22 protein-coding genes are annotated in these 26,921 nt (G+C 60.4%); 14 read left to right on the plus strand and 8 right to left on the minus strand.

Annotated elements, in window-relative coordinates; translation table 11 throughout:
- The first annotated feature begins 81 nt into the window (after nucleotides 1-81).
- The 5 genes from topA to rpmG all read left to right on the plus strand — a co-directional run bounded on the left by topA (nucleotide 82) and on the right by rpmG (nucleotide 6,620).
- Entirely contained in the window at nucleotides 82-2,859 is a 2,778-nt protein-coding gene (gene topA, locus G359_RS14970; RefSeq protein WP_045836775.1) for a type I DNA topoisomerase, read from the plus strand.
- 20 nt (nucleotides 2,860-2,879) lie between these two features.
- Entirely contained in the window at nucleotides 2,880-5,150 is a 2,271-nt protein-coding gene (gene rnr, locus G359_RS14975) for a ribonuclease R (protein ID WP_045836776.1), read from the plus strand.
- 51 nt (nucleotides 5,151-5,201) lie between these two features.
- Nucleotides 5,202-5,663: a DUF983 domain-containing protein gene (locus G359_RS14980; RefSeq protein WP_052699400.1), complete on the plus strand. Its 462-nt coding sequence runs from the start codon at nucleotides 5,202-5,204 to the stop codon at nucleotides 5,661-5,663.
- 12 nt (nucleotides 5,664-5,675) lie between these two features.
- Nucleotides 5,676-6,377 carry an NUDIX hydrolase gene (locus G359_RS14985; protein WP_045836777.1) on the plus strand — a complete coding sequence of 234 codons (702 nt, stop codon included), beginning with the start codon at nucleotides 5,676-5,678 and terminating at the stop codon, nucleotides 6,375-6,377.
- A gap of 75 nt (nucleotides 6,378-6,452) precedes the next feature.
- The gene (rpmG, locus tag G359_RS14990; RefSeq protein WP_045836778.1) at nucleotides 6,453-6,620 is read left to right on the plus strand and encodes a 50S ribosomal protein L33; all 168 of its coding nucleotides are present in this window, start codon (nucleotides 6,453-6,455) and stop codon (nucleotides 6,618-6,620) included.
- A gap of 596 nt (nucleotides 6,621-7,216) precedes the next feature.
- On the opposite strand, the gene G359_RS14995 is transcribed toward rpmG, so the two are convergent.
- The 3 genes from G359_RS14995 to G359_RS15005 all read right to left on the minus strand — a co-directional run bounded on the left by G359_RS14995 (nucleotide 7,217) and on the right by G359_RS15005 (nucleotide 9,913).
- Entirely contained in the window at nucleotides 7,217-7,912 is a 696-nt protein-coding gene (locus G359_RS14995; protein ID WP_082072951.1) for a sensor histidine kinase, read from the minus strand.
- 171 nt (nucleotides 7,913-8,083) lie between these two features.
- Nucleotides 8,084-9,454 carry a PleD family two-component system response regulator gene (locus G359_RS15000; protein WP_045836779.1) on the minus strand — a complete coding sequence of 457 codons (1,371 nt, stop codon included), beginning with the start codon at nucleotides 9,452-9,454 and terminating at the stop codon, nucleotides 8,084-8,086.
- 24 nt (nucleotides 9,455-9,478) lie between these two features.
- Nucleotides 9,479-9,913, minus strand: a complete 435-nt coding sequence (locus G359_RS15005) for a response regulator (protein ID WP_082072952.1) — start codon at nucleotides 9,911-9,913, stop codon at nucleotides 9,479-9,481.
- A gap of 156 nt (nucleotides 9,914-10,069) precedes the next feature.
- On the opposite strand from G359_RS15005, the gene G359_RS15010 reads away from it, so the two are divergent.
- Nucleotides 10,070-10,339, plus strand: a complete 270-nt coding sequence (locus tag G359_RS15010) for a DUF3572 domain-containing protein (protein WP_156150791.1) — start codon at nucleotides 10,070-10,072, stop codon at nucleotides 10,337-10,339.
- Nucleotides 10,340-10,374: 35 nt separating this feature from the next.
- Here G359_RS15010 and G359_RS15015 read toward each other — a convergent pair whose 3' ends face one another.
- Nucleotides 10,375-11,244, minus strand: a complete 870-nt coding sequence (locus G359_RS15015; RefSeq protein ID WP_045836781.1) for a cell envelope integrity EipB family protein — start codon at nucleotides 11,242-11,244, stop codon at nucleotides 10,375-10,377.
- 126 nt (nucleotides 11,245-11,370) lie between these two features.
- On the opposite strand from G359_RS15015, the gene G359_RS15020 reads away from it, so the two are divergent.
- The 4 genes from G359_RS15020 to G359_RS15035 all read left to right on the plus strand — a co-directional run bounded on the left by G359_RS15020 (nucleotide 11,371) and on the right by G359_RS15035 (nucleotide 14,339).
- Entirely contained in the window at nucleotides 11,371-11,832 is a 462-nt protein-coding gene (locus G359_RS15020) for a RidA family protein (RefSeq protein WP_045838073.1), read from the plus strand.
- A 4-nt stretch (nucleotides 11,833-11,836) separates the two neighbouring features.
- Complete coding sequence (locus tag G359_RS15025) at nucleotides 11,837-12,586, plus strand: glycerophosphodiester phosphodiesterase family protein (protein ID WP_045836782.1); 750 nt, start codon at nucleotides 11,837-11,839, stop codon at nucleotides 12,584-12,586.
- Between the two features lie 106 nt (nucleotides 12,587-12,692).
- Nucleotides 12,693-13,865 (plus strand): GNAT family N-acetyltransferase, encoded by a 1,173-nt coding sequence (locus G359_RS15030; RefSeq protein ID WP_045838074.1) that lies wholly within the window; start codon nucleotides 12,693-12,695, stop codon nucleotides 13,863-13,865.
- A 51-nt stretch (nucleotides 13,866-13,916) separates the two neighbouring features.
- Nucleotides 13,917-14,339 carry an HIT family protein gene (locus tag G359_RS15035; RefSeq protein ID WP_045836783.1) on the plus strand — a complete coding sequence of 141 codons (423 nt, stop codon included), beginning with the start codon at nucleotides 13,917-13,919 and terminating at the stop codon, nucleotides 14,337-14,339.
- A gap of 23 nt (nucleotides 14,340-14,362) precedes the next feature.
- On the opposite strand, the gene G359_RS15040 is transcribed toward G359_RS15035, so the two are convergent.
- From G359_RS15040 to clpS, 3 genes are all read right to left on the minus strand, one after another.
- Entirely contained in the window at nucleotides 14,363-14,596 is a 234-nt protein-coding gene (locus G359_RS15040; protein WP_045836784.1) for a hypothetical protein, read from the minus strand.
- Nucleotides 14,597-14,681: 85 nt separating this feature from the next.
- Nucleotides 14,682-17,138, minus strand: coding sequence for an ATP-dependent Clp protease ATP-binding subunit ClpA (clpA, locus tag G359_RS15045; protein ID WP_045836785.1), 2,457 nt, complete (start codon nucleotides 17,136-17,138; stop codon nucleotides 14,682-14,684).
- Nucleotides 17,139-17,145: 7 nt separating this feature from the next.
- Nucleotides 17,146-17,502: an ATP-dependent Clp protease adapter ClpS gene (gene clpS / locus G359_RS15050; protein WP_045838075.1), complete on the minus strand. Its 357-nt coding sequence runs from the start codon at nucleotides 17,500-17,502 to the stop codon at nucleotides 17,146-17,148.
- A gap of 671 nt (nucleotides 17,503-18,173) precedes the next feature.
- On the opposite strand from clpS, the gene G359_RS15055 reads away from it, so the two are divergent.
- Together G359_RS15055 and G359_RS15060 are read left to right on the plus strand one after the other, a co-directional pair.
- Entirely contained in the window at nucleotides 18,174-19,925 is a 1,752-nt protein-coding gene (locus tag G359_RS15055; RefSeq protein ID WP_045836786.1) for a D-alanyl-D-alanine carboxypeptidase, read from the plus strand.
- A gap of 12 nt (nucleotides 19,926-19,937) precedes the next feature.
- The gene (locus G359_RS15060) at nucleotides 19,938-20,375 is read left to right on the plus strand and encodes a cupin domain-containing protein (protein WP_371199072.1); all 438 of its coding nucleotides are present in this window, start codon (nucleotides 19,938-19,940) and stop codon (nucleotides 20,373-20,375) included.
- A 50-nt stretch (nucleotides 20,376-20,425) separates the two neighbouring features.
- On the opposite strand, the gene putA is transcribed toward G359_RS15060, so the two are convergent.
- Nucleotides 20,426-23,608 carry a bifunctional proline dehydrogenase/L-glutamate gamma-semialdehyde dehydrogenase PutA gene (gene putA / locus G359_RS15065; RefSeq protein WP_045836787.1) on the minus strand — a complete coding sequence of 1,061 codons (3,183 nt, stop codon included), beginning with the start codon at nucleotides 23,606-23,608 and terminating at the stop codon, nucleotides 20,426-20,428.
- 168 nt (nucleotides 23,609-23,776) lie between these two features.
- Here putA and panC point away from each other — a divergent pair, with 168 nt between their 5' ends.
- Nucleotides 23,777-24,628, plus strand: a complete 852-nt coding sequence (gene panC / locus G359_RS15070) for a pantoate--beta-alanine ligase (protein ID WP_045836788.1) — start codon at nucleotides 23,777-23,779, stop codon at nucleotides 24,626-24,628.
- 173 nt (nucleotides 24,629-24,801) lie between these two features.
- Nucleotides 24,802-26,808 carry a DNA topoisomerase IV subunit B gene (gene parE, locus G359_RS15075; protein ID WP_045838077.1) on the plus strand — a complete coding sequence of 669 codons (2,007 nt, stop codon included), beginning with the start codon at nucleotides 24,802-24,804 and terminating at the stop codon, nucleotides 26,806-26,808.
- The last annotated feature ends 113 nt before the right edge of the window (nucleotides 26,809-26,921 follow it).

A 26,921-nucleotide genomic window follows, 5' to 3' on the forward strand; every position in this document is an offset into this window, starting at 1 on the left:
GGCCCGCCGCGAGGCGGCGATTGAAGGCCGCCTATCCGTCGACCCGACGGGCGAAGCGCGGCCCAGGAGCGAAATCGCGAGATGAATGTCGTCATCGTCGAATCCGCCGCTAAGGCCAAGACGATCAACAAATATTTGGGCTCAGGCTACAAGGTCATCGCGTCCTACGGGCACGTGCGCGACCTGCCTGCAAAGGACGGCTCCGTCGAGCCGGACCAGGATTTCGCGATGCACTGGGAAGTGGATCCGAAGTCGCAGAAGATCATGCGTGAGATCTCCGAAGCGCTCAAAAAAGCTGACAAACTGATCCTCGCGACCGACCCTGATCGCGAAGGCGAGGCCATTTCCTGGCACATCCTCCAGATCCTCAATCAGAAGAAGGCCCTCAATAAGAATACCGAGGTCGAGCGGGTCGCCTTCAACGCCATCACGAAGCAATCGATCCTCGCCGCGCTCAAGGAGCCGCGCAAGATCGACGAACCTCTGGTCGACGCCTACCTGGCGCGCCGCGCCCTCGACTATCTCGTCGGCTTCACGCTGTCGCCCGTGCTCTGGCGCAAGCTGCCGGGCTCCCGGTCGGCCGGCCGCGTCCAGTCCGTCGCGCTGCGTCTTGTGTGCGACCGCGAAGCCGAGATCGAAGCCTTCAGAACCGACGAATACTGGACGATCGAGGCGCTGCTTTCGACCGCCAAGGGCGAGGACGTCAAATCCCGCCTCGTCGCGATCGACGGAACGACGCTCAAGAAACTCGACATCAAGGACGAAGCGACGGCGACTGCCATCAGGCAAGCGCTGATCGGCCGGGACTTCCGCGTCGCGTCGATCGAGAAGAAGGCGACGAAGCGCAATCCCTACCCGCCCTTCACGACGTCGACGTTGCAGATGGACGCCTCGCGCAAGCTCGGCTTCTCGGCGAAACAGACGATGCAGATCGCCCAGCGCCTCTATGAAGGCGTCGACATCGGCGGCGAGACCGTCGGCCTCATCACCTATATGCGAACGGACGGCGTCCAGATCGTTCCGGAAGCGGTCGGGCACATTCGCGACGTGATCTCCGCCGAATTTGGCAGGAACTACACGCCCTTCGCACGCGAGTACAAAACGAAAGCCAAGAACGCCCAAGAGGCGCACGAAGCCATCCGCCCGACAGACCCGCGCCGCAAGCCCGATCAGGTCCGCAAGCACCTCGAGAAGGACCAGGCCGCTCTCTACGATCTCATCTGGAAACGCACCATCGCGAGCCAGATGGCCGCTGCCGACATCGAGCAGACGGCCGCGGAAATCGAGGTCAAGGGTGCCGACGGCAAAGCCTACGGCATGCGGGCGAACGGCTCCGTCCTGATGTTCGACGGCTTCCTGAAGGTCTACGAGGAAGGCCGCGACGACCGCGTTCGCACGATCGAAAAGGGCAAGGACGATACGTCCGACGACGATGAAAATCGTCGCCTTCCGCCGCTCGCCGTCGGCGACCACCTGAAAGATAAAGAGATCAGCGCCGACCAGCATTTCACGCAGCCCCCGCCGCGCTTCTCGGAAGCGACGCTGGTGAAGCGGATGGAAGAGCTGGGCATCGGCCGGCCCTCGACCTATGCGTCGACAATGGCCGTTCTCGTCGACCGCGATTACGTGCGCATCGAAAAGAAGCGTCTCGTCCCTGAGGACAAGGGACGTCTCGTCATCGCGTTCCTCGAAAGCTTCTTCAAGAAGTACGTCGAGTACGACTTCACTGCCGATCTCGAGGAAAAGCTCGACCTCATCTCCAACGACGAACTCGCCTACAAAGACGTGCTCCGCGATTTCTGGCGCGACTTCATGGCAGCCGTCGGCGAGATCAAGGACCTGCGCGTCGGCGACGTTCTCGAAGCGTTGAATGAAATGCTTGGGCCGCACGTCTTCCCGGATAAGGGAGACGGTAGCGATCCGCGTCTTTGCCCCAAATGCGGATCGGGACGCCTGAGCCTCAAGATTTCCGGAAAGTATGGAGCCTTCATCGGCTGCGGAAACTATCCAGAGTGCAATTATACGCGCCAGCTCACGCAATCCGCCGACGGCGACGCCAACGCGCTCGACGGCAAGATTCTTGGGTACAATGACGATGGCGTTGCAGTCACTCTGCGCACCGGCCGGTTCGGACCCTACATCCAGCTCGGCGAGGCGGTCGGCGACGAAAAGCCGAAACGTTCGAGCATCCCGAAAGGCATCGACGCGGCGACGCTCGATTTCGAGAAGGCGCTACAGCTTCTGTCGCTTCCGCGCGAGGTCGGCGTGCACCCGACAGAAGGCGGCGTGATCACCGCCGGGCTCGGCCGTTTCGGACCCTTCATTGTCCATGAGAACGGCGAAGCCAAAACCTACGTCAATGTCGAGAGTGTCGAGGACGTACTCACGATCGGCCTCAATCGCGCGGTCACGCTGATTGCGGAAAAACGCGCAGGCGGCGGCAAGAGCCGCTTCCAGCGTAACGCGCCGAAGGTCCTGAAGGATCTTGGCGAGCACCCGAGCGAAGGCGGCGTCGTGCAGGTGCTCGAAGGCCGCTACGGACCCTACGTCACGCACAACAAAGTCAACGCCACCGTCCCGCGCGCGAAAGATCCGGCCTCCCTCACGATGGATGAGGCTGTGGCGCTTATCGCCGAGCGGATCGCCAATGGCGGCGGCAAGAAGTCGAAGGCATCGCGCAGCGCGAAGCCGAAAGCAGCAGCCAAATCAGCAAAGCCCGCGAAAGCCGCAGCCGCAGAAAAACCTGCTAAAAGCGCAAGCGCGGCGCCTGCCGAACGTAAGGCGTCGAAGCCTGCAGCCGCGAAAAAGGCGGCGAAGGCCGCTGCACCCGCAAAGAAACTCGCCAGGGCTAAGGCCTGACGGCAAAAACGAGGCGCCAGGTGGCCCGCAAATCGAATGTGACGCGAGCTCCTGCGAACGGCGGACTTCCGAGCAAAGAGCAGATCCTTGACTTTCTGAATTCCGCTCAGGGCAAAGCCGGAAAGCGCGAGATCGCGCGTGCCTTCGGCGTATCGGGCGGCGCGCGGATCGCATTGAAGCGTCTGCTGGCCGAGATGGCGGAAGAGGGCACGCTCGCAGGCGATAAAAAGCACATGCGCGAGAAGGGCAAGCTCCCGCCCACCACGACGCTTGAAGTCACCGGCCGCGACAAGGACGGCGATCTGATCGCCAAACCGCTTCACTGGGAAGAAGACGACGGCAAGCGGCCCATCGTTCGCATCGTAACCGGTCACGGTCGCGACGTCGAAATCGGCATCGGCGATCACGTTCTCGCTCGCCTCGAAAAGCTCCCGCGCGGGAGTGGAGGCGCGCAATACGAAGCGACGCCGATCAAGAAACTCCCGCGCGAAAAACGCCGGCTTCTCGGCATCTATCGCGCATCGAAGCGCGGCGGCGGCACCATCGAGCCTATCGACCGCAAGGAACTGAAGAGCTGGCAAATTCTGCCGGATGACACCGGCGGCGCCAACGACGGCGATCTCGTTCGCTTTCAATTGAACCGCCGCGGACGCTTCGCGACGCCGCGCGCCGAGATCGTTGAAAGCCTCGGCAATCCTGACGACCAGCGCAAGATCTCGCTGATCTCAATTCATGCGCACGGCATCCCTGAAGACTTCCCGGAATCGGTCATCCAGGAATGCGAGACGCTGACGCCGCCAACGATGAAGGGGCGGATCGATCTTCGCGATATCCCGCTCCTGACCATCGATCCCATTGACGCCCGCGATCACGACGACGCCGTCCACGCGGCGCCCGACACGGACGGAAAAAACTCGGGCGGCTTCGTCGTAACGGTCGCCATCGCCGACGTCGCTCAATACATCCGCCCTGACTCGAAACTCGACCGCGAAGCGAAACTCCGCGGCAACTCGGTCTATTTCCCGGATCGCGTCGTGCCGATGCTTCCGGAAAAGATTTCGAACGACCTCTGCTCGCTACGCGAACTCGAAGAGCGGCCCTGTCTCGCCGTCCGCATGGTGTTCGACAAGCATGGCGAAAAACGCAGCCACACATTCATCCGCGCGATGATGAAATCAGCCGCCAAGCTTTCGTATCAGGAAGCCCAGGCCGCGATCGACGGCAACGTATCGGACAAGTGTCAGCCGCTGATGGAAAGCGCGCTGAAGCCCTTGTGGGAGGCCTACAGGGCCGTCGCCAGGGCGCGCGACAAGCGTGGCCCGCTCGACCTCGATTTGCCCGAGCGCAAGATCCTGCTCAACGCCGAAGGCAAAGTCGATCGTGTGGTCACGCCACAGCGGCTGGAAGCGCATCGCTTGATCGAAGAATTCATGATTCAAGCGAACGTCGCGGCTGCCGAGACGCTCGAGGAAAAACGCCTGCCCCTCGTCTATCGCATCCACGATGCACCAAGCCCGGAAAAGTTGAAGGGCCTCAGAGACTTCCTCGAAACCCTCGACATGAAGGTCCCGCACGCCGGCGCGCTGAAGCCGGAAGCGTTCAATCGCGTCCTTGCGCAAGCGAAGGATTTGCCGGTTCCCGACCTTATCAACGAGGTGATCCTGCGTTCGCAGTCGCAGGCCGAATACAATCCGAAGAACATCGGACATTTCGGACTGAACCTCGTGCGTTACGCACACTTCACCTCGCCAATCCGCCGCTACGCCGATTTGATCGTGCATCGCGCACTGATCCGCGCGCTTGATCTTGGGCCCGATGGTCTGAGCGATGAAGAAATCCCGCACCTCGCCAGCATCGCGAAAGCGATCTCCGACACTGAGCGCCGCGCCATGTCCGCAGAGCGCGAAACAACGGATCGCCTCATCGCCGCTCACCTCGCCGATCAGGTCGGTGCGACATTCCACGGCCGCATCGCAGGCGTCACGCGATCGGGACTTTTCGTAAAGCTGAAGGATACTGGGGCCGACGGCTACATCCCGATCTCGAGCCTCGGCAACGATTACTACCATCACGTCGAAGCGGCCCACGCTCTGGTCGGCGCGCGCACGGGCACCGGATATCGCCTGGGCGATACGGTGGAGGTTCGCTTGCTCGAGGCTATCCCCTCGGCCGGAGCGTTAAGATTTGAAATGCTCACCGAGCCGTCCAAGGGGAATTTCGGCTCGAAGGTGCTCGGAAACCGCAGCCGGCAGCGAAAGCCTGGAAACAAGTTCCGAGGCCGGAGTAGATAACGCCGCAGAATGAACGCGCGGCTTGACCCGGGTGCGCCAAGGTACCATCAAATGTCCATGCTCGACACCGCCAACCACATTCCCGTACCGGACGATGCTGCAGATCGAAATGTCTGGCAGGCAATGGGCCGTGGCTGGCACGAGAAGTGCCCTCAATGCGGCGATGGCAGGCTCTACGGCAAATACCTGAAGGTCAACGACCACTGCCCGGTTTGCGCGGCCGAGCTTTTCCATCAGCGGGCCGACGATGCCCCGCCCTATTTCGTCATGACGATCACCGCGCACGTCATCGTGGCCGGCATCCTCATCCTTGAGAGGCTCTACTCCCCACCGACGTGGGTGCAGCTGGTCATATGGATGCCCGCGCTGGTCCTGCTGAGCCTCTGGCTCCTGCCGCGCGTCAAGGGATCGTTGATCGGCTACCAATGGGCACTTCGCATGCACGGCTTCGGAGATCCAAACGAGGATCCGCCGGAAGAATTTCCGCCGCCCGACTCCGGCCCGTCAACCTGACCGCGCCGCCCGATGTCTGAAGCAACAAGCGTCCCGCTGAGCGAAACGCCGATACGCGACGCAGCGTGCCTCGTCGTCGTCGACGCGTCCGGATCGGAACCGACTGTGCTGATGGGCCGGCGTCACGCGAGCCAAGTATTCTTGCCCGACAAATGGGTATTCCCCGGCGGCCGCGTCGAAGAGGACGATCGCGTTCTCGCCAATCGTTTCGACGGCGGGTTCATGCCGATGGACCTCGCCCACGAGATTAAGCCGTTCGCCCTCGCGGCTGTTCGCGAGCTCTGTGAGGAAACGGGACTGATCGTCGGCAAGAATGCGCCATTCATCGAGCAGAGCGCGGCCTGGGAAGCCTTCGTCGCTTCAGGCCATAGCCCAGCACCAGCGGAGCTTCTCCCCTTCGCACGCGCAATTACTCCGCCCGGACGCGTCCGCCGCTACGACACCTGGTTCTTCGTCGCGAAAGCGAATGCGATAACTGGAAATTCATCGTTACCCGACGGCGAACTGCTCGATCTCGGATGGTTTACGTTTTCGGCAGCAGGCGAACTCGACCTGCCTCGCATCACGAAGCTTGTTCTCGAAGATGTTGTGGCGCTCATTCAGGATGACCCGGAGATAAAGGGGCTGAACGAGCTTCTGCCCTTCTATTATTCAGCCGGATCAACCTATCGCCGCGATCTAATATCCTGTAAGGTCGCACCTCCGGCGCCTTGACACGGCAAAGTTCGCGCGTATGTTGCGCGCTTCCTCGCCAAGGTACATTGGCGCTTCCACTTAGGGCCAGGATCCATGGCGAAACCGGTAACACAAAAAATCAAATTGCTCTCGTCGGCCGGCACCGGCTTCTTCTACGTCACGAAGAAGAACCCGCGTACGTCGACTGAAAAGCTTGTCTTCAAGAAGTATGATCCCGTCGTGCGCAAGCACGTCGAATTCAAAGAAACCAAGATCAAGTAGTCGGCGAAAATCGCCCGGCCTACGCTGGTTTGTTCTTGATAAAATCGAATGTGTTGAAAGCCCTGGCTGAAAGCGGCCAGGGCCTAAAGCAAACTCGGCAGCGGGGTAAATCGTTCCGAGACAGCTTCGCGACCCTGGCCACAACCGGGCGAGGTTCAAAGAGGGCGTTGTTCCTCACCCAGCTTCGCGATCGATCCTCTGCAACCGTTCGAGGAGGCCACTCGTGTGGTCGCTCAGTTCGATCATACCCACTCTATCAGGCTATGCGGCGGGCCCAATAGCGCGGGATTTTGACGGTCGCAGCCCAAACGCAAAAACAGGCAGCGCGACCCTTAAACCCGATGTAATTTCCTAGTTATCCCCACTTCGGTGCGCAAATTGGTGCCAGAATACGAGGCGGAAAGCAACAACTGCTTTACTGTGTCGGGCGCGCAACGATTCGAACGGCAAAGTAGCGCTTAGACCGCCGCCTAAGCACCAGAAAAAATTGCTAAAATTGGTCTGGGATCTGCAACAGCGACTAGAGTTGCGCCTGCACAACTGCTCAACAGCAACAGTACCCCCTTTCAGAAACCGCTCGAGCTTCAATCTGAAACTTAGGTCAATTGAAGCGCCGCGAGTGGAATAGCGAGAACGCAAACCACGCCGGTGGGCCGGTATTGTATTTTGCCTTTCCCATCGATCGTTGACAGAAGACTTTGCTCAATCAATCGCGTTCCGAAACTTCTCCTGACCGGCTCCTCGACTGTCGGACCACCGCTTTCTGTCCAGGTGAGCAGTATCTGACGCCCGTCGGGATCGATCTCAGCCTGAATGTCGACATGCCCGTTTGGGACCGAGAGCGCGCCATACTTGCTCGCGTTTGTGCAAAGCTCGTTGAGAACCATGGCCAACGGAAGCGCAGCGGCGGCTGCCACATCAATCGCCGGGCTCGCGATTGAAAATCGATCCACTCCCTTTGAATTAAATGGCTCGATTGCAACCGCGATGAGTGAACTCAGGCTCGCCTGAATCCATTTCGTTTGCAGAAGGAGGTCTTGAACCCTGCCAAGCGACTGAAGTCGCTGCCCGATAGCGCGCTGCGCTTCGACAATCGTGTCGGCGGTTTGCAGACTTTGAGAAACGATCGCCTGAACGATTCCCAGCGTATTCTTGATGCGATGATGCAGCTCTTCAACGATAAGCTGCTGCAGTTTTCTGGCGACGTCGTGTTCCGCTGATTCCAGCCCAGCTCGCGCCAATAGTAACCTGAGGGCCTTATTCTCCCGCTCAAGCTCTATATCGGCCGACACACGGAGCCTCGCATTTCTATAAGACCGCCAGCTCGACGAGCGTCCGCCTCTTATAAAGCTCGGGGAACGCCGAACCTCGGCGCCACACACTCCATTAAGCCGACAATCTCTTCAATCGTCCAGAGACTTCCTTGACGCCTGCCGCGATCGACATTGCGGAAGGAGGCCCGCCTAGGCCGCGTCCGCGACCACCCTGTTTCTTCCCCGACGTTTGGCAACGTAGAGCGCGCAATCGGCACGTTTGAAAATCGTATCGGGCGTGTCGTCCGGACTTTCCAGCGTGCCGAGCCCAACGCTCGCCGTGATGCGGATGTGCTTGCCATCGCCGATGGCGAATTCATCGGATGCCACACACGCCCGCAACCGCTCGCCGACTTGATAAGCGTGCGTGAGGTCCGTGTCCGGCATGATGATGACGAACTCTTCGCCCCCAAGCCGGCACGCGAGGTCTATCCCGCGCGTATTCCGGCGAAGCCGAACCGAAAACTCCCTGAGCACCGCATCTCCGACGTCGTGACCGTAGGTGTCGTTCACGTTCTTGAAATGATCGATGTCGGCAACGAGCATCGACAGGCTTCGGCCCGTGCGGATCGCCTCGGAAACGAGCGTCTTGAGATGCCCTTCCATGTAACGGCGATTGTGCAGGCCGGTGAGAGAATCGGTAATCGCCTGCTCCATGCTTTCTGCCAGGCGATGGCGAAGAAAGTCGGAATGGCGCTTCCGCTTGATTTGCGTCTTCACCCGCGCCAGCAATTCGTGCCGATCAATCGGGCGCATCAGATAGTCGTTGACGCCCATATCAAGACCGCGAAGCAAGCGCGCTTCATCCCCCGGCTCGACCAGCATGATGACGGGCAGATGCCGCGTGCGCTCGAGCGAACGAACTTGCGAGCAAAGCCTCAAACCGTCGGCGCTCTGCAACGACAAGCTGACGATGAGAAGATCAAAATTGCCGTCGGCGAGCCGCACCAGCGCTGTCTGCGCGTCGCGTTCCGCATAGGTGTCGTTGACCTTCGACAGCACTTCGAATAGCCGCGCCGCCGATCTTGGATGATCGTCCACCAGCATGACCCGGCCGGATCTCGCGGACAGCGCTCGCGCGAGCGAACCATCGTCCGGAATGCCCATATCCTTGCCTGTCGACGCCCGCATGATCATCTCGTCGTTCAGCATCTTGAGACGAGCCAGATTTTTCACGCGCGTTACGAGCGCGATGTCATCGACGGGTTTGGTGAGGAAATCGTCGGCGCCGCTTTCGAGACCGAGCACCTTGTCCGACGGCTGGTCGAGAGCCGTGACCATCACGACTGGAATGTGGTGAGTGGCGTTGCTACCCTTTATGCGGCGGCAGACTTCAAACCCGTCCATGCCCGGCATCATGACGTCGAGAAGCACGACGTCGATGCTTTCGCGGCCTAGAATATCGAGAGCCTGCTGCCCGCTGTTGGCCGTCAGAACTTCAAAATACTCCGCCTGCAGCCTCGCTTCGAGAAGCTTCACATTGGCAAGAATATCGTCGACGACGAGTACGCGGGCTGTCATGGATCACAAATCTGCGAGACGGACTTACGGCTTCGACGGGCCGATGAATTTTCGAACGGTTTCGAGAAACGCCATCACCGAGATCGGCTTTGAAATGTACGCCTCGCAACCACCGGACCGGATCCTCTCCTCGTCTCCCTTCATCGCAAAGGCCGTAACGGCGACGATCGGGATTTCGCGGAGAGTGTCGTCGTCCTTCAGCCATCTCGTTACCTCAAGTCCGGAAACTTCCGGCAACTGGATGTCCATCAAGATGAGATCGGGACGGTGTTTGCGCGCAAGTTCGAGCGCATCGAAACCATTTCTGGTCTGTATCGTCTTGTAACCGTGTGCGACGAGGAGATCGTTGAAGAGCTTCATGTTGAGCTCGTTGTCTTCGACGATCAGAACAGATCGCGTCGTAAGCCGCGTTTCAGGCACGCGACGCTCGACGTTCGTTCCGGATTCCTGATACGTCATAGAACCGCCCACTCTCCATCGCGGCCGTTGTGCACCGATTCTCGGCTAAATCAGGGGTTCATCTTTGCCCCGAAAGCCGTAACCAACAGTTAACGCCAGCTATCGATAGGAAACTCAATGATTCGGTCCCGACCGAAGCCCACGTCTAAGAAATCCATGTCTAAGGATGACGCCGAAGCTTTAGCGTTGCAGGTGCTGGCTTTTCTTCTCGGGGATTCAACGCAGAGCTCGCGTTTTCTCGCGCTGACAGGAATTACACCCGACGACCTTCGAAACGTCGCCAGCTCACCCGAGATTCAGTCTGCGACGTTCGAACACATTCTTTCCGACGAAGGACTTTTACTGTCGTTCTGCCAGGAAGCCGGCGTCGATCCGGCAACCATCGGTCCAGCCTATCATTTGTTGGCGGGATCTGATTTCTCATAACCGCCACGCACCGCAGCGAGGCAATTTCGTGCTTGCTAGTGGACGGCCTTCGTATCCGGACATTTGCCAGGAGCAAGCAATGTCAGCTCCTTCAATTGGCCTTTGATCGAAAACTCACCGTAATCGATCTTCAGATCGCTCGTGACGCCGTTCTCGAAATAGCGAAAGGATAGCTCGTAAGCAGGCGTTTGATCGTGCTTGTCCTTGCCGGCCTCGAAATAACTGATCATCATCGGCCAGGAATCCACGCTCGTCAGCGCATCCGCTCCCTTGAACGATGCTGGCGTAGCCCTGGCGTCCCTGTCGTATTTTTTGCCGATGACCGTATTGGTCAGATAATATTTCTCGCCCTGCTCCGACCCATCGTAGAGATTGGCCGCAAACATCTTCACGCCGCTCTTGGCCGCCTGCACAAGAGTCGAAGCGTGTTGCATCGGAAAGTAGATATCCTGGGGCAACGCCACGCGCTTTTTCGCAGGCTTCACGAGATCGACCCCGACGACCGGCGTCGCACCCTTCGAGCGCGCGGCATCACCTTGGCTCGTGTCGGCAAGCTTATCGTTTTGATATTGCGTCGATGAAAATCTGAGCTTCTTCGCGTCGGCCTCTTCCCAACTCGAGTTCCTGAGATCGCTGAGCGTCTCTGTTCCTTCCTGGTTGGTCATCACGGTCACGAAACGCATGTTTTGCGTGTAGCCATCACAGGCCGAACCGCTCAGCTCGTAAACCATCCGGCCGGTGACGCCGGTAACGCCGGAGCCCGCTGTTGAGTCTCCCATCGTAAGCTCATAGACGGCGCGATGCGGGGCGAACGGGATAAGATCGGCGGCAGAAGCCGGTTGAACAGGCGTTGCACCTGCGAGAACGAGAAGCGCGAACGTGGCATAGCCTTCACGCATAGTCATTTGGCTTACTCGCTTTCCAGCTCGGCATACTTACAACTATCCCAATCTAGTTCGCAGATAAAGCGTTGCAAAGAGGCGCTAGCACGGCACAAGCTGCGCCGAAATCTAACTATGGGTAATTATGACATGACAACAGTCGAGCAAAGGCTTTCCCAGCTGGGCCTTAAACTGCCGGAAGCACCCCAACCCGTCGCCAATTACGTGCCTTTTCTGATCTCGGGGGATCAACTTTTCATTTCCGGACAGGTCGCCAAGGACGCCACCGGCCGCCTGCTGACGGGCCGTCTCGGCGCGGACGTTTCCGTCGAGGACGGACAGGCCGCGGCGAAGGCCTCGGCCCTGAGCGTGCTGGCACAGGCGAAGGCTGCTCTTGGTGATCTCGAACGGGTTGTCCAAGTCTTGAGACTGACCGGCTTTGTCGCCTCGACACCGGAATTTACCGACCATCCGAAAGTCCTGAATGGCGCGTCAGACCTGCTTGTCGCAGTTTTGGGCGACGCTGGCCGCCACACAAGATCCGCCGTCGGCGTCGCGAGCTTACCGCTCGGCGTCAGCGTTGAAATCGACGCCATCCTGAAAATACGCTAACGCCATGCTCGATCGTGCAGCCTTCCTTCGTCCTATCGCACATCGCGGGCTGCACGATCCAAAGCGCGGTATCGTCGAGAATACCGGTCTCGCATTCGAGGCTGCGATTAAGGCCGGCTACGGCATCGAATGCGATGTTCGACCAGTCAAGGGCGGCGTTCCAGTCGTCTTTCATGATGAAACCTTGAACCGGCTCGTCGACGGGCGCGGCCCTCTCGCAGCCGTCAAGGAACGCGACCTACGATCCCTTCGCTATAAGGTCGGGGGATCCACGATTTTGACGCTGGCAGACCTCCTCGATCTGGTTGGTAGCCGCGTACCGCTGCTCATCGAAATCAAAAGCGAATGGGACCCGCCGGATCGCGCTTTTCTCGCAAACATCGCGACGCTCGTCTCGAAATATCGCGGTCCCGTTGCGCTGATGTCGTTCGATCCCGATGTGATGCTCGCCGTGCGAAACTTGGCTCCCGAAATTCCGCGAGGCATTGTTTCGGGAAGCTTCAAGGGTGCCGGTTGGTGGTCACGCAAGATCCACAAGAAACGAGCTTCCGTGCTCCGCAATCTACTGGAGTCAGGCCCCGTCGCGCCCGATTTTTACGCTTATCAAGTCGACGCACTGCCAACCCCGGTTACCGAATATGCGCGGCGTGTCTCGGGTCTGCCGCTTTTCACCTGGACAGTGAGGACACCAAAGCAGCGACGCATCGCTGAAGCTTCCGCAGACGCCATGATATTCGAAGGCTTTCGTCCTTAACGATAAGATCCGATCACCGCCCGCCACGCGGATCTGACCTGCCCAAGGTGATTTGGATCTTGCAGAGGAGTTGCGTAAACTTGGCTCTCTCGCAGCAACGGTAAAGATGCCGATAATCCCCGAGACAGCCGTAAAGCTCGCGCCCTCGATCGCAGCGATCGATGCAGCGCAATGGGATGCTTGCGCCAATCCCGTCCCGGCGACATTCAATCCCTTTGTCTCGCACGCCTTCCTGAAGGCGTTGGAAGAGTCGCGCGCCGTTGGCAGCAAAAGCGGCTGGCTACCACGCCATCTCATTCTTGAAGACGAGAATGGCGCGATCGCCGCCGCAGCGCCCGCCTATTTGAAATCGCATAGCCAGGGCGAATACGTTTTCGACCACGGATGGGCCGACGCCTACGCGCAAGCAGGCGGACGCTATTATCCAAAGCTCCAGATCGCAGTGCCGTTCACGCCCGTCCCGGGCCCGCGCCTACTCGTGAAGCCGGGCGCAACGTCCTACGCCGACGAACAGGTGATGGCGGCGGCCGCGATCGAGGTCGCGCGCATCGGCGGCCTTTCGTCAGTGCACATGACGTTTCTCAGCGAAGAGGTCGCCACTCGGTTGCAGGCTCTCGGCTTCCTGACAAGGATCGGCCAGCAGTTCCATTGGCAAAACCAAGGCTACGCCTCGTTCGACGATTTTCTTGGCACCCTGGCCTCGCGCAAACGCAAGGCAATCAAAAAAGAGCGCCAAGCCGCTCTGTCGCCCGGAATAGAGATCGAGCACGTCACCGGCAGAGGCATAGGCGAGGCTCATTGGGATGCGATGTTCGCGTTCTACATGGATACCGGAAACCGCAAGTGGGGCCGGCCCTATCTCAATCGCACGTTCTTCTCGCTCCTCGGCCAAGCGATGCCAGAGCGCTGTCTGCTGGTCTTCGCGAAGCGGCACGGACGCTATATCGCCGGCGCCTTGAACCTCATCGGCGGCGACTGCCTTTATGGCCGCTACTGGGGCGCCGTGGAGCACCATCCAGCCCTGCACTTCGAGGTCTGCTATTATCAGGCGATCGAGTACGCCATCGCGCACGGCCTCCCGCGCGTCGAAGCCGGCGCGCAAGGCGAGCACAAGCTCGCACGCGGCTATCTTCCGGTCGAAACATTCTCCGCCCACTGGCTCGCCGACCCGGCTCTGGAACGAGCGGTCGAGCGATTCCTCAAGCAAGAGCGCGAAGCCGTGTCCCGTTTCAATGCCGACTTGACCGAGATGGGCCCCTATCGCAAAGACGAGGCCTGAAGCGGTGCCGAGCGAACGGTCGCCGCCCTTTCAGCAGAGTGGAAGAACATCATGTCGTACGACGCAAACAACATCTTCGGAAAGATCCTGCGCGGCGAAATTCCCTGCCACAAAGTCTACGAGGATGCCGATGCGATCGTCTTCATGGATGTGATGCCCCAATCGCCCGGCCACACGCTGGTCGTTCCCAAGGCCCCGTCGCGCAATCTTCTGGACGCCGATCCCGCCGTGCTCGCTAAGGTCATCCCGCTTGTCCAGAAGGTGGCAACCGCCGCGAAGGCCGCCTTCGATGCCGACGGCATCAGTATCGCGCAATTCAATGAGCACGCCGGCGGCCAGACCGTCTTCCACCTGCATTTCCACATCATTCCTCGTTACGAGGGCAAGCCGCTACAAATACACGCTCGAAATATGGAAGAGGGCTCCGTGCTGGCCGCGAACGCTGAAAAGCTCAAAGCAGCCCTCGCCGGTTGAGCCCTAGGCCTCGAGACGACGAACTATCCGGCGACCGTCAGATAACGCCTCAGGGCGCGGCTGGCGCCCCATACGAGAAAGCTTGCGGCGACGATGATCGCAAGCATCAAAGCCGTGGCTGCCGCGAACTCATTCGCGGCGATGCTGTCGACCGCAATAACAATGGCCGCAACAACGCCGATCGCGGCGGGCGCATACCAGCCCGTTCCGATCCAACCGAAAAGTCCCGAGAGAAGCAAAGCCGCAAGCCAAATCATGCAACCACGCGGGCCGTTAGGCCATCATAACGGTTTCATCGGCGCATAGAGAAGCGGCACGACCCGAAGGCCGTGCCGCTGAAGTCTACTCTTCTTTCTTTTTCCGCGGCACGCTTGGCACCGCACCGGAGCCGTTGGGCTTCTCGCCCTTCTCCTTCGGACCGGGCAACGCCTTCTTCGGCGTCGCGTCCGCAAGAACCGGCTGCGGAAGATCGTCATCGTCATCCGTTTCTTCGTCTTCCGGCGTTTTGACCTTCTTCGAAGGATCAAGCGGCAGGAAGTCGAACGCCAAAGCCCGGTCAGGGCCTTTGCCGGAGACGAGAACCTTCACCGTTCCGCCGTTCTCGAGTTTGCCGAACAGCAGTTCCTCGGCGAGCGGCTTCTTGATGTATTCCTGGATCACGCGAGACAACGGCCGGGCGCCGAATTTCTCGTCGTAACCCTTCTCTGCAAGCCACCGCGTCGCCTCATCCGACAGCTCGATCGTAACGCCACGATCTGCGAGTTGCGCCTCGAGCTGGAAGATGAACTTCTCGACGACCTGCGCGATGATCTCGGGCGAGAGGCCCGCGAACGGCACGATGGCATCGAGACGGTTGCGAAACTCCGGCGTGAAGAGCTTCGTCACGGCTTCCGAATCCTCGCCCTCCCGCTTCGCGCGGTTGAAGCCCATCGGCGGCTTGGCCATGTCGGACGCGCCCGCGTTCGTCGTCATGATGAGAACGACGTTGCGGAAATCGACCGACTTACCGTTGTGATCCGTCAGCTTGCCGTGGTCCATCACCTGCAAGAGGATGTTGAACAGATCCGGATGCGCCTTCTCGATTTCGTCGAGCAGCAGCACCGAATGGGGATGCTGATCGATACCGTCGGTCAAAAGGCCACCCTGATCGAACCCGACATAACCCGGAGGCGCGCCGATCAGACGCGAAACGGTGTGCTTCTCCATGTATTCCGACATATCGAAGCGCAGAAGCTCGACGCCCATCAGGTTGGCGAGCTGCTTGGCAACTTCGGTTTTGCCAACGCCCGTCGGGCCTGAGAACAGGTAGCAACCGATCGGCTTCTCAGGCTCGCGCAAACCGGCACGCGCCAGCTTGATCGCGCTCGAGAGAGCTTCGATAGCTTTGTCCTGGCCGAAAACCAGCCGCTTCAGGTCACGACCGATATGAGCGATGACTTCGGCATCGCTCTTCGTGACCGTTTTCGGTGGAATACGCGCCATGACGGCAACGGTCGCCTCGATCTCCTTCGTGGTGATCTTCTTCTTCCGCTTGTTTTCCGGCACAAGCATCTGCGAAGCGCCCGTCTCGTCGATCACGTCGATCGCCTTGTCCGGAAGCTTCCGGTCGTGAATGTACCGTGCCGACAGCTCGACCGCCGCCTTGATGGCTTCGTTCGTGTACTTGATCTTGTGATAATCCTCGAAGACCGACTTCAGGCCTTTGAGAATCTCGATCGCGTCCTCGACGGTCGGCTCCTTCACATCGATCTTCTGGAACCGGCGCACGAGCGCCCGGTCCTTCTCGAAGTGCTGCCGGTACTCCTTGTACGTCGTCGACCCGATGCAGCGGAGCGTTCCCGATTGCAGCGCAGGCTTCAACAGGTTCGAAGCGTCCATAGCTCCGCCCGAAGTCGCGCCCGCGCCGATCACGGTGTGGATCTCATCGATAAAGAGAACCGCGCCGGGGAAGGCCTCGACCTCTTTCATCACGGCCTTCAACCGCTCCTCGAAATCGCCGCGATAGCGGGTTCCGGCGAGCAGCGCGCCCATGTCGAGCGCAAAGATCGTTGCGCCCTTGAGCACGTCAGGCACCTGGCCGCCGACAATCTTGCGCGCCAATCCCTCGGCAATAGCCGTTTTACCGACGCCCGGATCGCCGACGAACAATGGATTGTTCTTCTGGCGGCGGCAGAGCACCTGCACGGTGCGCATCACCTCTTGCTCGCGGCCGATCAACGGATCGATCTTGCCGTCGCGCGCTTTCTTGTTGAGGTTCACGCAATACGTGTTCAGCGCATCGCCTGGCTTCTTCTCTTCACCTTCGGTTGCGTTCACGTCGTCATCGACTCCACGAACCGTCCGCGGCTCAAACATGCCGGGGCGCTTTGCAATCCCATGAGCAATGTACTGAACAGCATCGAAGCGTGTCATTTCCTGTTCTTGCAGGAAATACGCTGCGTGGCTTTCGCGTTCCGAGAAGATGCCGACGAGCACGTTGGCGCCCGTAACCTCCTCCCGGCCTGACGTCTGGACGTGAACGATCGCCCTCTGCACGACCCGTTGGAACGAGTTCGTGGGATGAGCGTCGCGCGCTGATTTGGACACGATCGGCTTGAGCTCGGTGTCGAGGTATTCGATCAACCGGGCACGCAATTGCTCGATGTCGACCGAACAAGCCCGCATAACGGCAGCGGCGTCACGATCATCGACGAGCGCGAGCAGCAAATGCTCTAGCGTCGCAAACTCGTGATGGCGGACGTTTGCATACTGCACAGCGCGGTGCAGGGAGGCTTCAAGGTTTTTGGAGAGCGATGTCAATCGAGTCCTACTCTTTCTCCATGGTGCACTGTAGAGGGTGGCCATGCTGCCGCGAAAAGTCCATGACCTGTGTCACCTTTGTTTCGGCGACCTCATAAGTATAGACGCCGCAAATACCGACTCCTTTGTGGTGGACATGAAGCATGATGCGCGTGGCATCCTCTTGTCCCTTATTGAAGAAGCGTTGCAGCACCAGAACCACGAACTCCATCGGCGTGAAGTCGTCATTCAACAGAAGAACTTTATATAGGTTCGGCTTCTTCGTTTTTGGACGGGTCTTTGTGACGATACCTGTTTTCGACTCGCCATCACCGTCGCCATCGTCGCGACGCGGCCCATCGGGCGGGTCGTTGCTTGCGGCCATGCTATAGGCCGCCAACGAGCGAATACTTTGCTCCGTCTTCATCGCGTGCCTCGGGGAAAACCCGAATCCATCGGATGTTCCCAAAATATCCCGCAACAGGGGCATGTTGGAGGCAGAAAGGTAACGCCCGCTTCTCCAAATGCGTGCCCAGCGGGGCACTTCTCTTTCGCGCCAAATGTTCAAGCTAACACCCGTGTCCATCAAGAGCGCAATATAGGCACGCTGACGAGCAAAAAATAGAACGAGCCGTGTGACGCATTTGGCATTCCCAACAATGAATGACGAAACTCCTTCCAGGTTCCTGTGCATGCGCTCTTCTCAACAGGAGAAACGCGCCCGACTCACGCGCCTCCCCGAGCCGAAACCCCGGCGAGCCCGTGAAATCGGCGGCACCAAGATTGCCCGGATGAGATCGCCTTAGCGAGCGAAATTGAGACACCCCGACAGCCTATTTTTACCGTGTTGTTTAACCCTACTGCAGGCCTCGGGCCATAGACTTATCGGAGCATCCGCCGGCGCCCAAACCTGAGCGCCCAAAAGGTGCCCAAAAACAGTGCTCTGCTTTCAACCATTGACTGCGGGGCCGCTCACGGGAGCCTGATCAGGCAAACTCGGGAGACTACGTTGGCAAAGCAACCGCTCGAAATGAGCGGGCAGAGGGAAATAGCGTCTTGTTTCGACGAGCGTTGGCCTATGCGCCGGCTTTTGTAGTTGTGTTCGGTGTGTTCCTCGGAAGCGCAAGCGCCGGGAAAGATCGTCACGCAGCCTTGATCCTTGATGCCAATACGGGCTCCGTCCTCCACCAGGCGGACGGCGACGCGCTCCGTCATCCGGCATCTCTCACCAAAATGATGACGCTTTATCTGACATTCGAGACGCTCCAGTCCGGACGTCTGAAGATGTCCGACCGGCTGACGATTTCCGAAGCCGCCGCCGGTGTCGCTCCCTCGAAGCTGGATCTGAAGCCCGGCGAGCAAATCTCGGTCTCGGACGCCATCATGGCGGTCATAACGAAATCCGCAAACGACATCGCGGTAGCACTCGCTGAGCGTGTCGGCGGCTCCGAGGGCAACTTCGTTCGCCTGATGAACGCTCGTGCCCGCGAGATCGGCATGTCAAAAACGCATTTCGAAAATGCTTCCGGTCTTCCAAACGACGACCAGGTCACGACCGCCCGCGATATGGCGACGCTGGCTCTCCACCTGCAGGACGATTTCCCGAGCTATTTCCCGCTCTTTGCCACGCGCACGTTCGCCTATGGCGGAAAAAACTTCCGCAATCACAATACGATGCTGAATAGTTTCGCTGGCATTGACGGCATCAAGACAGGCTACACCCGCGCGTCCGGCTTCAACCTCGTGACCTCATGGCGCCGTGGCGATCACCACCTCATCGGCGTCGTCTTCGGCGGCGACACGGCAGCCGAGCGAAATTCCGAAATGCGTGTTCTTCTGACGCGGATGGCGTCGCGCGCATCTTCCGTCAAAACCCGTAAGCCCATGCTGCTGGCGAGGCTGAAAAACGAACCCAAGGTGGCCGAACGGCCGGCGACACGGAAGCCGAAACCCCTCCAAGTTGCACAGGCCGCACCCGCTACGCCCCGTCAGCCGAGCGCGCAACAGCCCGCTCAAGGTTCTCCAGCGGGCCTTGAGACGCCTGTCCATGTCTTCAAGGTCCGCGCCGTTCCGATCGTAGAAAAGGCGCGCTCTGTCGCTGCGTCCCCGGAAGAGACGACAGATATGGAAGCGACGGATCGCACACCCGATCGCACTCCGCCGCCATCCCTCAGCACACCGTCGAGATCCGACCTGACGCGTGTCGCCGACGCGCCCAGCCAAAATGCACCGGCTGAGGACATCGTCCTTCGCCCCTTCGCACCGGCTAATCTCGGAGCTTCTGAGGGACCGTCAAGCCCGCCCCCGTCGAAGCCTGCGGGTCAGCAGGTTGCCATGCTCGGCACCTCCGATGCTGCGCCAATCGCAGCCCCAGCAGTCGTCGCAGCGCCTGAACCGGCCATGCGGCCAAAGCAGGCGAAGACCACGAGCGCGGCATCGCATCCCGCGCCCGTGATCCGTGGAATGCCGCCGTCCACACTCGGCGCCCAGGCTGCTGCTATCCACATGGTTTCAACACAAGGCGGCTACGGCGCCCGGAACACAAGCAAAGCGTCCGGTGGCGGCCGCTATGCCGTGCAGATCGGCGCCTATGGCTCGGTCGACGATGCCCAGCGCGCCTTGACGAGCGTCCAGGGACGCGTCGGCAAGCTTTTGGCCGGCGTCCCCTCAGTCACCAACCCGGCCGTGAAAGACGGTCATCAGGTCTATCGCGCCCGCTTCACGGGCTTCGACGCGAACCGCGCGACAACGACCTGCAATGCCCTACGCCGCCAGTCCGTCGATTGCTTTGTGATGGCCAGCGAGTGACAAACTGAGCGCGTGACAGACTTGCCCGTTGAAGCGGGCAAGTCGTACCATCGCGGGCAACCCTTCAATCAAGGCTCACCCGTGACTGCCAACAATCCTGAATTTCCCAAGCTCGTCCTCTTTCAGGGCGCCCTGCCCGCCCCTGAGGTTTACCGACCCGCGGCGGAGCGCATTGTCTCCGGCGATCCGGTCCAGTCCGCGCAAAACCTCTTCCAAAGCCCAGACGGCCGCTTCAACAGCGGCATTTGGAGCAGCGAGCCAGGAACGTGGCGCGTCGTCTTCAGTGAGAGCGAATTCTGCCACCTGCTCGAGGGCGTCATCATCGTCCGCGGCGACGACGGCTCGGAAGCGACCTTCCGCGCGGGCGACGCATTTCTGACGCCCGCAGGCTTCACGGGCACGTGGGAAATCGTTGAGACCGCCAAGAAATTTTATGCGTTTTACGAATAATCATGCGCTCCGGCCGGCTCCGCGTAGCGGAGTCGGAAGCGCCCAAAGGCTCACCCCTTGCCGCTGAGCAGCGTGTAGTTGCCGCCCGTCGCGGTAATGTCGGTCGCCCGCACGCGCTCAGTGGCGAACCGCGCGAGATAATTCGGCCCACCCGCTTTGGGACCGGTGCCCGAAAGCCCCTCGCCTCCGAACGGCTGGACGCCGACCACCGCGCCGATCTGATTGCGGTTGACGTAGAGATTGCCGACCCGCGCATTCTCCGCGACGTAGTCGGCGACGCTTTCGATCCGGCTGTGAAGTCCGAGCGTCAGCCCGTACCCGGTCGCATTGAGCGCCGCGACGACCTTATCCAGGTTCCCGCGCTCGTATCGGATCATGTGCAGGATCGGCCCGAACACCTCGTGATCGAGCTTGCTCAACCGGTCGATCTCATAGAGCGACGGCGTGACGTACGTCCCGGCCCGGCAGGCTTCCGGCATGGCAAGATCGATGATCTCGCGGCCCTCGCGCTGCATACGAACTTTATGGCTCTCGAGAGCATCCTGCGCCGCTTCGTCGATAACCGGGCCGATGTCGGTCGCGTAATCGTAAGGATCACCGACATCGAGCGCCTCGATGGCGCCCGCCAGCATCGAGCGGATGCGCGGCGCGTTGTCGTCCTGCACGAATAGAACCCGAGCAGCTGAACATCTCTGACCGGCGCTGTCGAAAGCCGACCGCACCGCGTCACGCACGACCTGCTCCGGGAGCGCCGACGAATCCGCGATCATCGCGTTGATACCGCCCGTCTCGGCGATGAACGGCACGATGGCGCCCCGGCGATCGGCAAGCGCCCGCTGAATGGCCCAGGCAGTTTCGTTGGAGCCCGTGAAAGCCACGCCCTGAATGCGCGCATCCTTGACGATGGCTTCGCCGAGCTTCCCGCCGCCCGTTACGAGGTGCAGTGCGTCGCGCGGGATACCCGCCTCATGCAGCAGTTTGACCGCTAGAAAACCCGCAATCGGCGTCTGCTCGGCGGGCTTGGCAACGACGGTGTTTCCAGCGGCAAGTGCCGCTGCGACCTGCCCGACAAAAATCGCGATGGGAAAATTCCAAGGCGAAATGCACCCGAAGACGCCGCGGCCTCTGAGCGTGAGTGTATTTTCCTCCCCCGTCGGCCCTTTGAGCAAAACGGGATCGGAAAAAAGGCGGCGCGTTTCGATCGCATAATAGCGAAGATAGTCGACTGCTTCGCGAACCTCGGAATGCGCCGCTTCCAGCGTCTTCCCGGCTTCACGAATAAGCGCGGCCATCAGAACCGTGCGATCCCGCTCGAACAGATCGGCGGCGGCTTCGAGAATCCGCGCGCGTTCCGGCGCATCGGTTTTCTCCCATCGCCGCGACGCATTCACCGCCGACGAAATCGCATCCTCGAGGTGCTGCGGCGTCGCCAGCCGCACCGTCCCGATCCTGTCGCGATGATCGTGCGGCGACAAAGAGATAGCAGCCGAATCTCCTCCCGCAGTGATCGCGCCGTTGACGATCGGCCCGGCCAAGAACGGAGACTTGAGGACCTTCGCGATGTCAGCTTGAAGTCCGTCGCGCACGCTCTGCTGAACCAGCGCCAACCCGGCGCTATTTTTTCGCTCGGGCAGAAAAATGTCCCGCGGCCGCGCGATCAGTTTGACGCGCTCGCCCGAGGTGAACTCTCGATCCGCAATCTCGACAGGGTCGGCAATGATCTCGGAAATCGACATTTCCTCATCGCCCAGCCGATTGACGAACGACGTGTTGGCGCCGTTTTCGAGCAAGCGGCGCACGAGATATCCGAGCAGCTCCTCATGGCCGCCCACCGGCGCATAGATTCGGCACGTTCGCCCGAACTTGCCCTCGCCGACGACCTGCTCGTAGAGCGCTTCGCCCATGCCGTGCAGACGCTGATATTCAAATTCCACCTGACCGCCCGCGACGGACGCCGCCGCGATCGTGTGAGCATTATGCGTGGCAAACTGCGGGTAGAAGGCGACCGGGTCCGAAATCAGCAGGCGCATCGCAGCGAGATAGGAAACATCCGTGTGCAGCTTGCGCGAGAACACCGGATAATCTTCGAGGCCGCGCTCCTGGGCCCACTTGATCTCGCTGTCCCAATAGGCGCCCTTGACGAGGCGCACCGGAATGCGCTTGCCGGTCTTCTCGCTGAGACGCCGCAACCACCGAAGCATCGGAATGGCCCGCTTCCCGTAGGCTTGAACAGCAATGCCCAGACCGTTCCACCCCTCGAGGTGCGGGCTGACAAGCGTTTCGCCGAAGACATCGGCCATAACGTCGAGCCGGTCCTGCTCTTCGGCGTCGACTGTCAGACCCAAACCCTTCGCACGCGCCGCCCGCGCAAGCGTCAAGAGCAGCGGCGCAAGCTCCGACCGCAGGCGATGTTCTTTGCCGGGTTCAAAGCGCGGATGAAGCGCGGAGAGCTTCACCGAGATCGATGGCCGATCAAAAATCGCATCCGCGTGCGGCGTCGCGAAAGGCCCTGCATCCGCGCCGACGGCATCGATTGCGAGCATATATCGTTGGAAATACCGTTCCGCGTCCTGCACGGTTCGGGCCGCTTCTCCGAGCATGTCGTAGGAAAACCGATACCCCTTGTCGGCGAATGCGCGCGACCGCGACAGCGCTCCCTCGATCGTCGAGCCGAGCACGAATTGCTCGCCCAGCAGTCGGACGGCCTGGCGGATGGCGAGCCGGATGGTCCCCTCGCCCGAACGCGCGACAAGACGCTTCATCGCTTGGAAGGGGTTTGCGCCCTTGGCTTCCCTGAGCCGCATGATGCGACCGGTCAGCATCAAGCCCCACGTCGAGGCATTGACGAACAGGCTTTCGGAGTGGCCGCGATGTTTCTCCCACGCCCCGCCTGAAATCTTGTCGGCAATGAACGCGTTTGCCGTTTCAGCGTCCGGAATGCGCAGTAGCGCCTCGGCGAGGCACATGAGGATCACGCCCTCGTCTGTCGCCAAGCCGTATTCGTGCATGAACGCGTCAATGCCGGCATGGCTCGACTTGTCGGCGCGTGCCGCATGCACCAGGCGCCGCGCGACGTCCGCAGTCCGCCGCCGCTCGTCTTCGGTGAAGAGCGCGCGTTCGATCAGGGCGCCGACGAGCCGCGGCTCGTCCATGAGATACTGCGCGGCGAACTCGTCCCGTGGTGGGAGACCCCGCTGTGTCACGCTATCCTCACGCCGCAATGTCGCGACCATAATTTTCTCGCTGATAAAGGGGCACACTCAACGCGATTCGCCCACCGGTTGATATTACCAGATTGCTAGCCCCGCGCCTGCGGCCGAAAGCCGAAGCCCCCTTGTCCCCTTGACGGACTCCCCAAAATTCCGCCACGACTGCCCCAAAATCCAATCGGGGCCTGAACTTTGTCTGAAATCATCAAAGTCGTTCGCAACGTACGCGACCTCCGAAAGGCCACCTCAAAATGGCGGCAACGCGGCCAGAGCATCGCCCTCGTCCCGACAATGGGTGCCCTCCACGCAGGCCACCTCGCACTCGTCAAGCTGGCGAGAAAGAAGGCCGACAGAACGGTCGTTTCGATTTTCGTCAACCCGACCCAGTTCGGGCCGAATGAAGATCTCTCGCGGTACCCGCGCGACGAGGCGGGCGACTTGCAAAAGCTCGCTGACGCCGATGCCGATCTCGTCTGGGCCCCGGATGTCGAAGAGATGTACCCTGAGGGCTTTTCGGCGGGCGTCCGCGCCGGGAGCGCGGGGAAGGACCTCGAAGGCGAGTTTCGCCCGTTTCATTTCGATGGCGTGGCAACGGTCTGCACGAAGCTCTTCAACCAGGTGACGCCCGACATCGCGATCTTTGGCGAAAAGGACTACCAGCAGCTTGCCGTGCTGAAACAGGTCGTTCGCGATCTCAATATGCCCCTGAAGGTGATAGGGGCCCCAACCAAGCGCGATAGCGATGGCCTGGCGCTTTCATCTCGCAATGCCTATCTAAGCGATGCAGAACGCAAGATTGCCCCCGCGCTAAACGCCGTTATTTCTGCACTCGCTGAAGACGTCGCAAACGGAGCGGACGTGGCGTCCGGTATTGCCAACGCCAAGCGCAAGCTTGCTGCTGCCGGATTCACGAAAATCGACTACGTCGAAGTCCGCGACGCAGAAACGCTGGCTGTCCCCCCCGCCGGAGATGGCCGCGACCTGCGTGTCCTCGCCGCTGTTTGGCTCGGCAAGACACGTTTGATCGATAACGTCGCAGTTTAAGGCGTTTGCCGAGTTGCCGCGCCGCCACAAGTCGCAAACGCGATGGTGGCGAGGCACCCGGCTCGGGCTATAAGGAACCCTCAAGATTCGCTTCAGCGGCTCTGGCTGTCGTGCGTGTCCCGCCGCTTCGTTTCGAAGGCATGGCCACGCCACCGCACGAACAAGGGCTGCACATGAGCCGATCACAAACAGACCTCTTTCCGGAATTCGATAGCGAAATGACTGAGAAATCGTCGCGTGCCCGCAAACCTGTCGAGAGCGCCTACAGCGAGCAGCATATCGAGGTGCTTGAGGGCCTGGAGCCCGTCCGGCGCCGCCCTGGCATGTACATCGGCGGCACCGACGAAAAGGCCATGCATCACCTCTTCGCCGAGGTGATCGATAACTCGATGGACGAGGCCGTCGCGGGCCACGCGACATGGATCGAGGTCGAACTCTCGGCCGACGGCTTTCTGTCAGTCACGGATAACGGCCGCGGCATCCCGGTCGGCCCGCACCCGAAGTACAAGAACAAGAGCGCGCTCGAAGTCGTTCTCACCGTGCTGCACGCCGGCGGCAAGTTCGACTCGAAAGCCTACAACACGTCGGGCGGCTTGCACGGCGTCGGCGTCTCGGTCGTCAATGCTTTGTCCGAAACGCTCGAAGTGCAGGTGGCGCGCGACCAGCAGCTCTACCGTATGGTCTTCTCGCGCGGCGAACCGCAAACCAAGCTCGAGAAGCTCGGCTCGATCATGAACCGGCGCGGCACGAAAGTCCGCTTCAAGCCGGATGAGAAAATCTTCGGCAAGGGCTGTGCTTTCAAGCCCGCCCGCCTGATGAAGATGGCCCGTTCGAAGGCCTACCTTTTCGGCGGCGTCGAAATCCGCTGGAAGTGCGATCCTGAACTCATCAAGGATGAAACGCCTGCGGAAGCAATCTTCCATTTCCCGGGCGGCCTGAGCGACTACCTGACGGCGTCGATCGACGGCCAAATCCAGGTGACGAAGGACATCTTCTCGGGCCGGGTGGAAAAGGAAGCCGGTCACGGCTCGGTCGAATGGGCGGTTGCCTGGATCGCCAACGAGGACGGCTTCTCGTCCTCCTACTGCAACACCATCCCGACTGCCGAAGGCGGCACGCACGAGAACGGCTTGCGCCAGGCGCTGTATAAAGGCCTCAGAGCCTACGGCGAACTCGTCGGCGCCAAAAAGGCCATCCAAATCACGTCGGAAGACGTGATGGGAACGGCGGCCTCCATGCTGTCCGTATTCATCCGCGAGCCCGAATTCCAAGGCCAGACGAAGGACAAGCTCGCATCCGCCGAAGCGACAAAAATCGTCGAAACGGCGGTCCGCGACGCCTTCGACCATTGGCTCGCCGACAGTCCGCAACAGGCAACCAAACTCCTCGAATGGACGATTGATCAGTCCGAAGAGCGCCTGAAGCGCCGCCGCGAGAAGGAAGTGGGCCGCCAGTCCGCCACGCGCAAATTGCGCCTGCCGGGCAAGCTCGCCGACTGCTCGATCCAGCAGGCGGCAGGCACCGAGATCTTCATCGTCGAGGGTGACTCGGCCGGCGGCAGCGCCAAGAGCGCGCGCGATCGCGAAACGCAAGCAGTGCTGCCGCTCCGCGGTAAAATCCTGAACGTCGCGAACGCCTCATCGGCCAAGCTTTCGCAGAACCAGCTGCTCGCCGATCTCATCCAGGCGCTCGGCGTCGGCACCGGCACCAAATATCGCGACGAGGATCTGCGCTATGAGCGCGTGATCATCATGACGGATGCCGACGTGGACGGCGCGCACATCGCCTCGCTGCTGATCACATTCTTCTATCAGGAGACGCCCGAACTCGTCGAAAACGGCCATCTCTTCCTGGCTGTCCCGCCGCTCTACAAGATCTCGGACAAGAGCGACGTCGCCTATGCGCGCAACGAAGCACACCGCGACGAGCTCATCGCCACCCACTTCAAGAACAAGAAGCCGAAGGTTACGCGCTTCAAAGGCCTTGGCGAGATGGACTTCAAGGATCTCAAAGAGACGACGATGGACAAGCGGCGGCGAACGCTTCTGCGCGTCGGCATCGGCGAAGGCGAACGGAGCGGATTGGCCGATGTGGTCAACGCGCTCATGGGCTCGAAGCCCGAAGCGCGCTTCCGCTTCATCCAGGAACACGCCGCATTCGCGAAAGACCTGGATATCTAGACTTGTCTTAGGCCTCGGCGGCCGGCTCCCCGAAGGGGAGTCGCCGAGGCCCACAAAAGACTCAACGAGGACAACAAAAAAGGGAGCGCAAATCGCTCCCTTTCTTATTATTC

The sequence above is a fragment of the Hyphomicrobium sp. 99 genome (assembly GCF_000384335.2).
Lineage (GTDB): Bacteria > Pseudomonadota > Alphaproteobacteria > Rhizobiales > Hyphomicrobiaceae > Hyphomicrobium_B.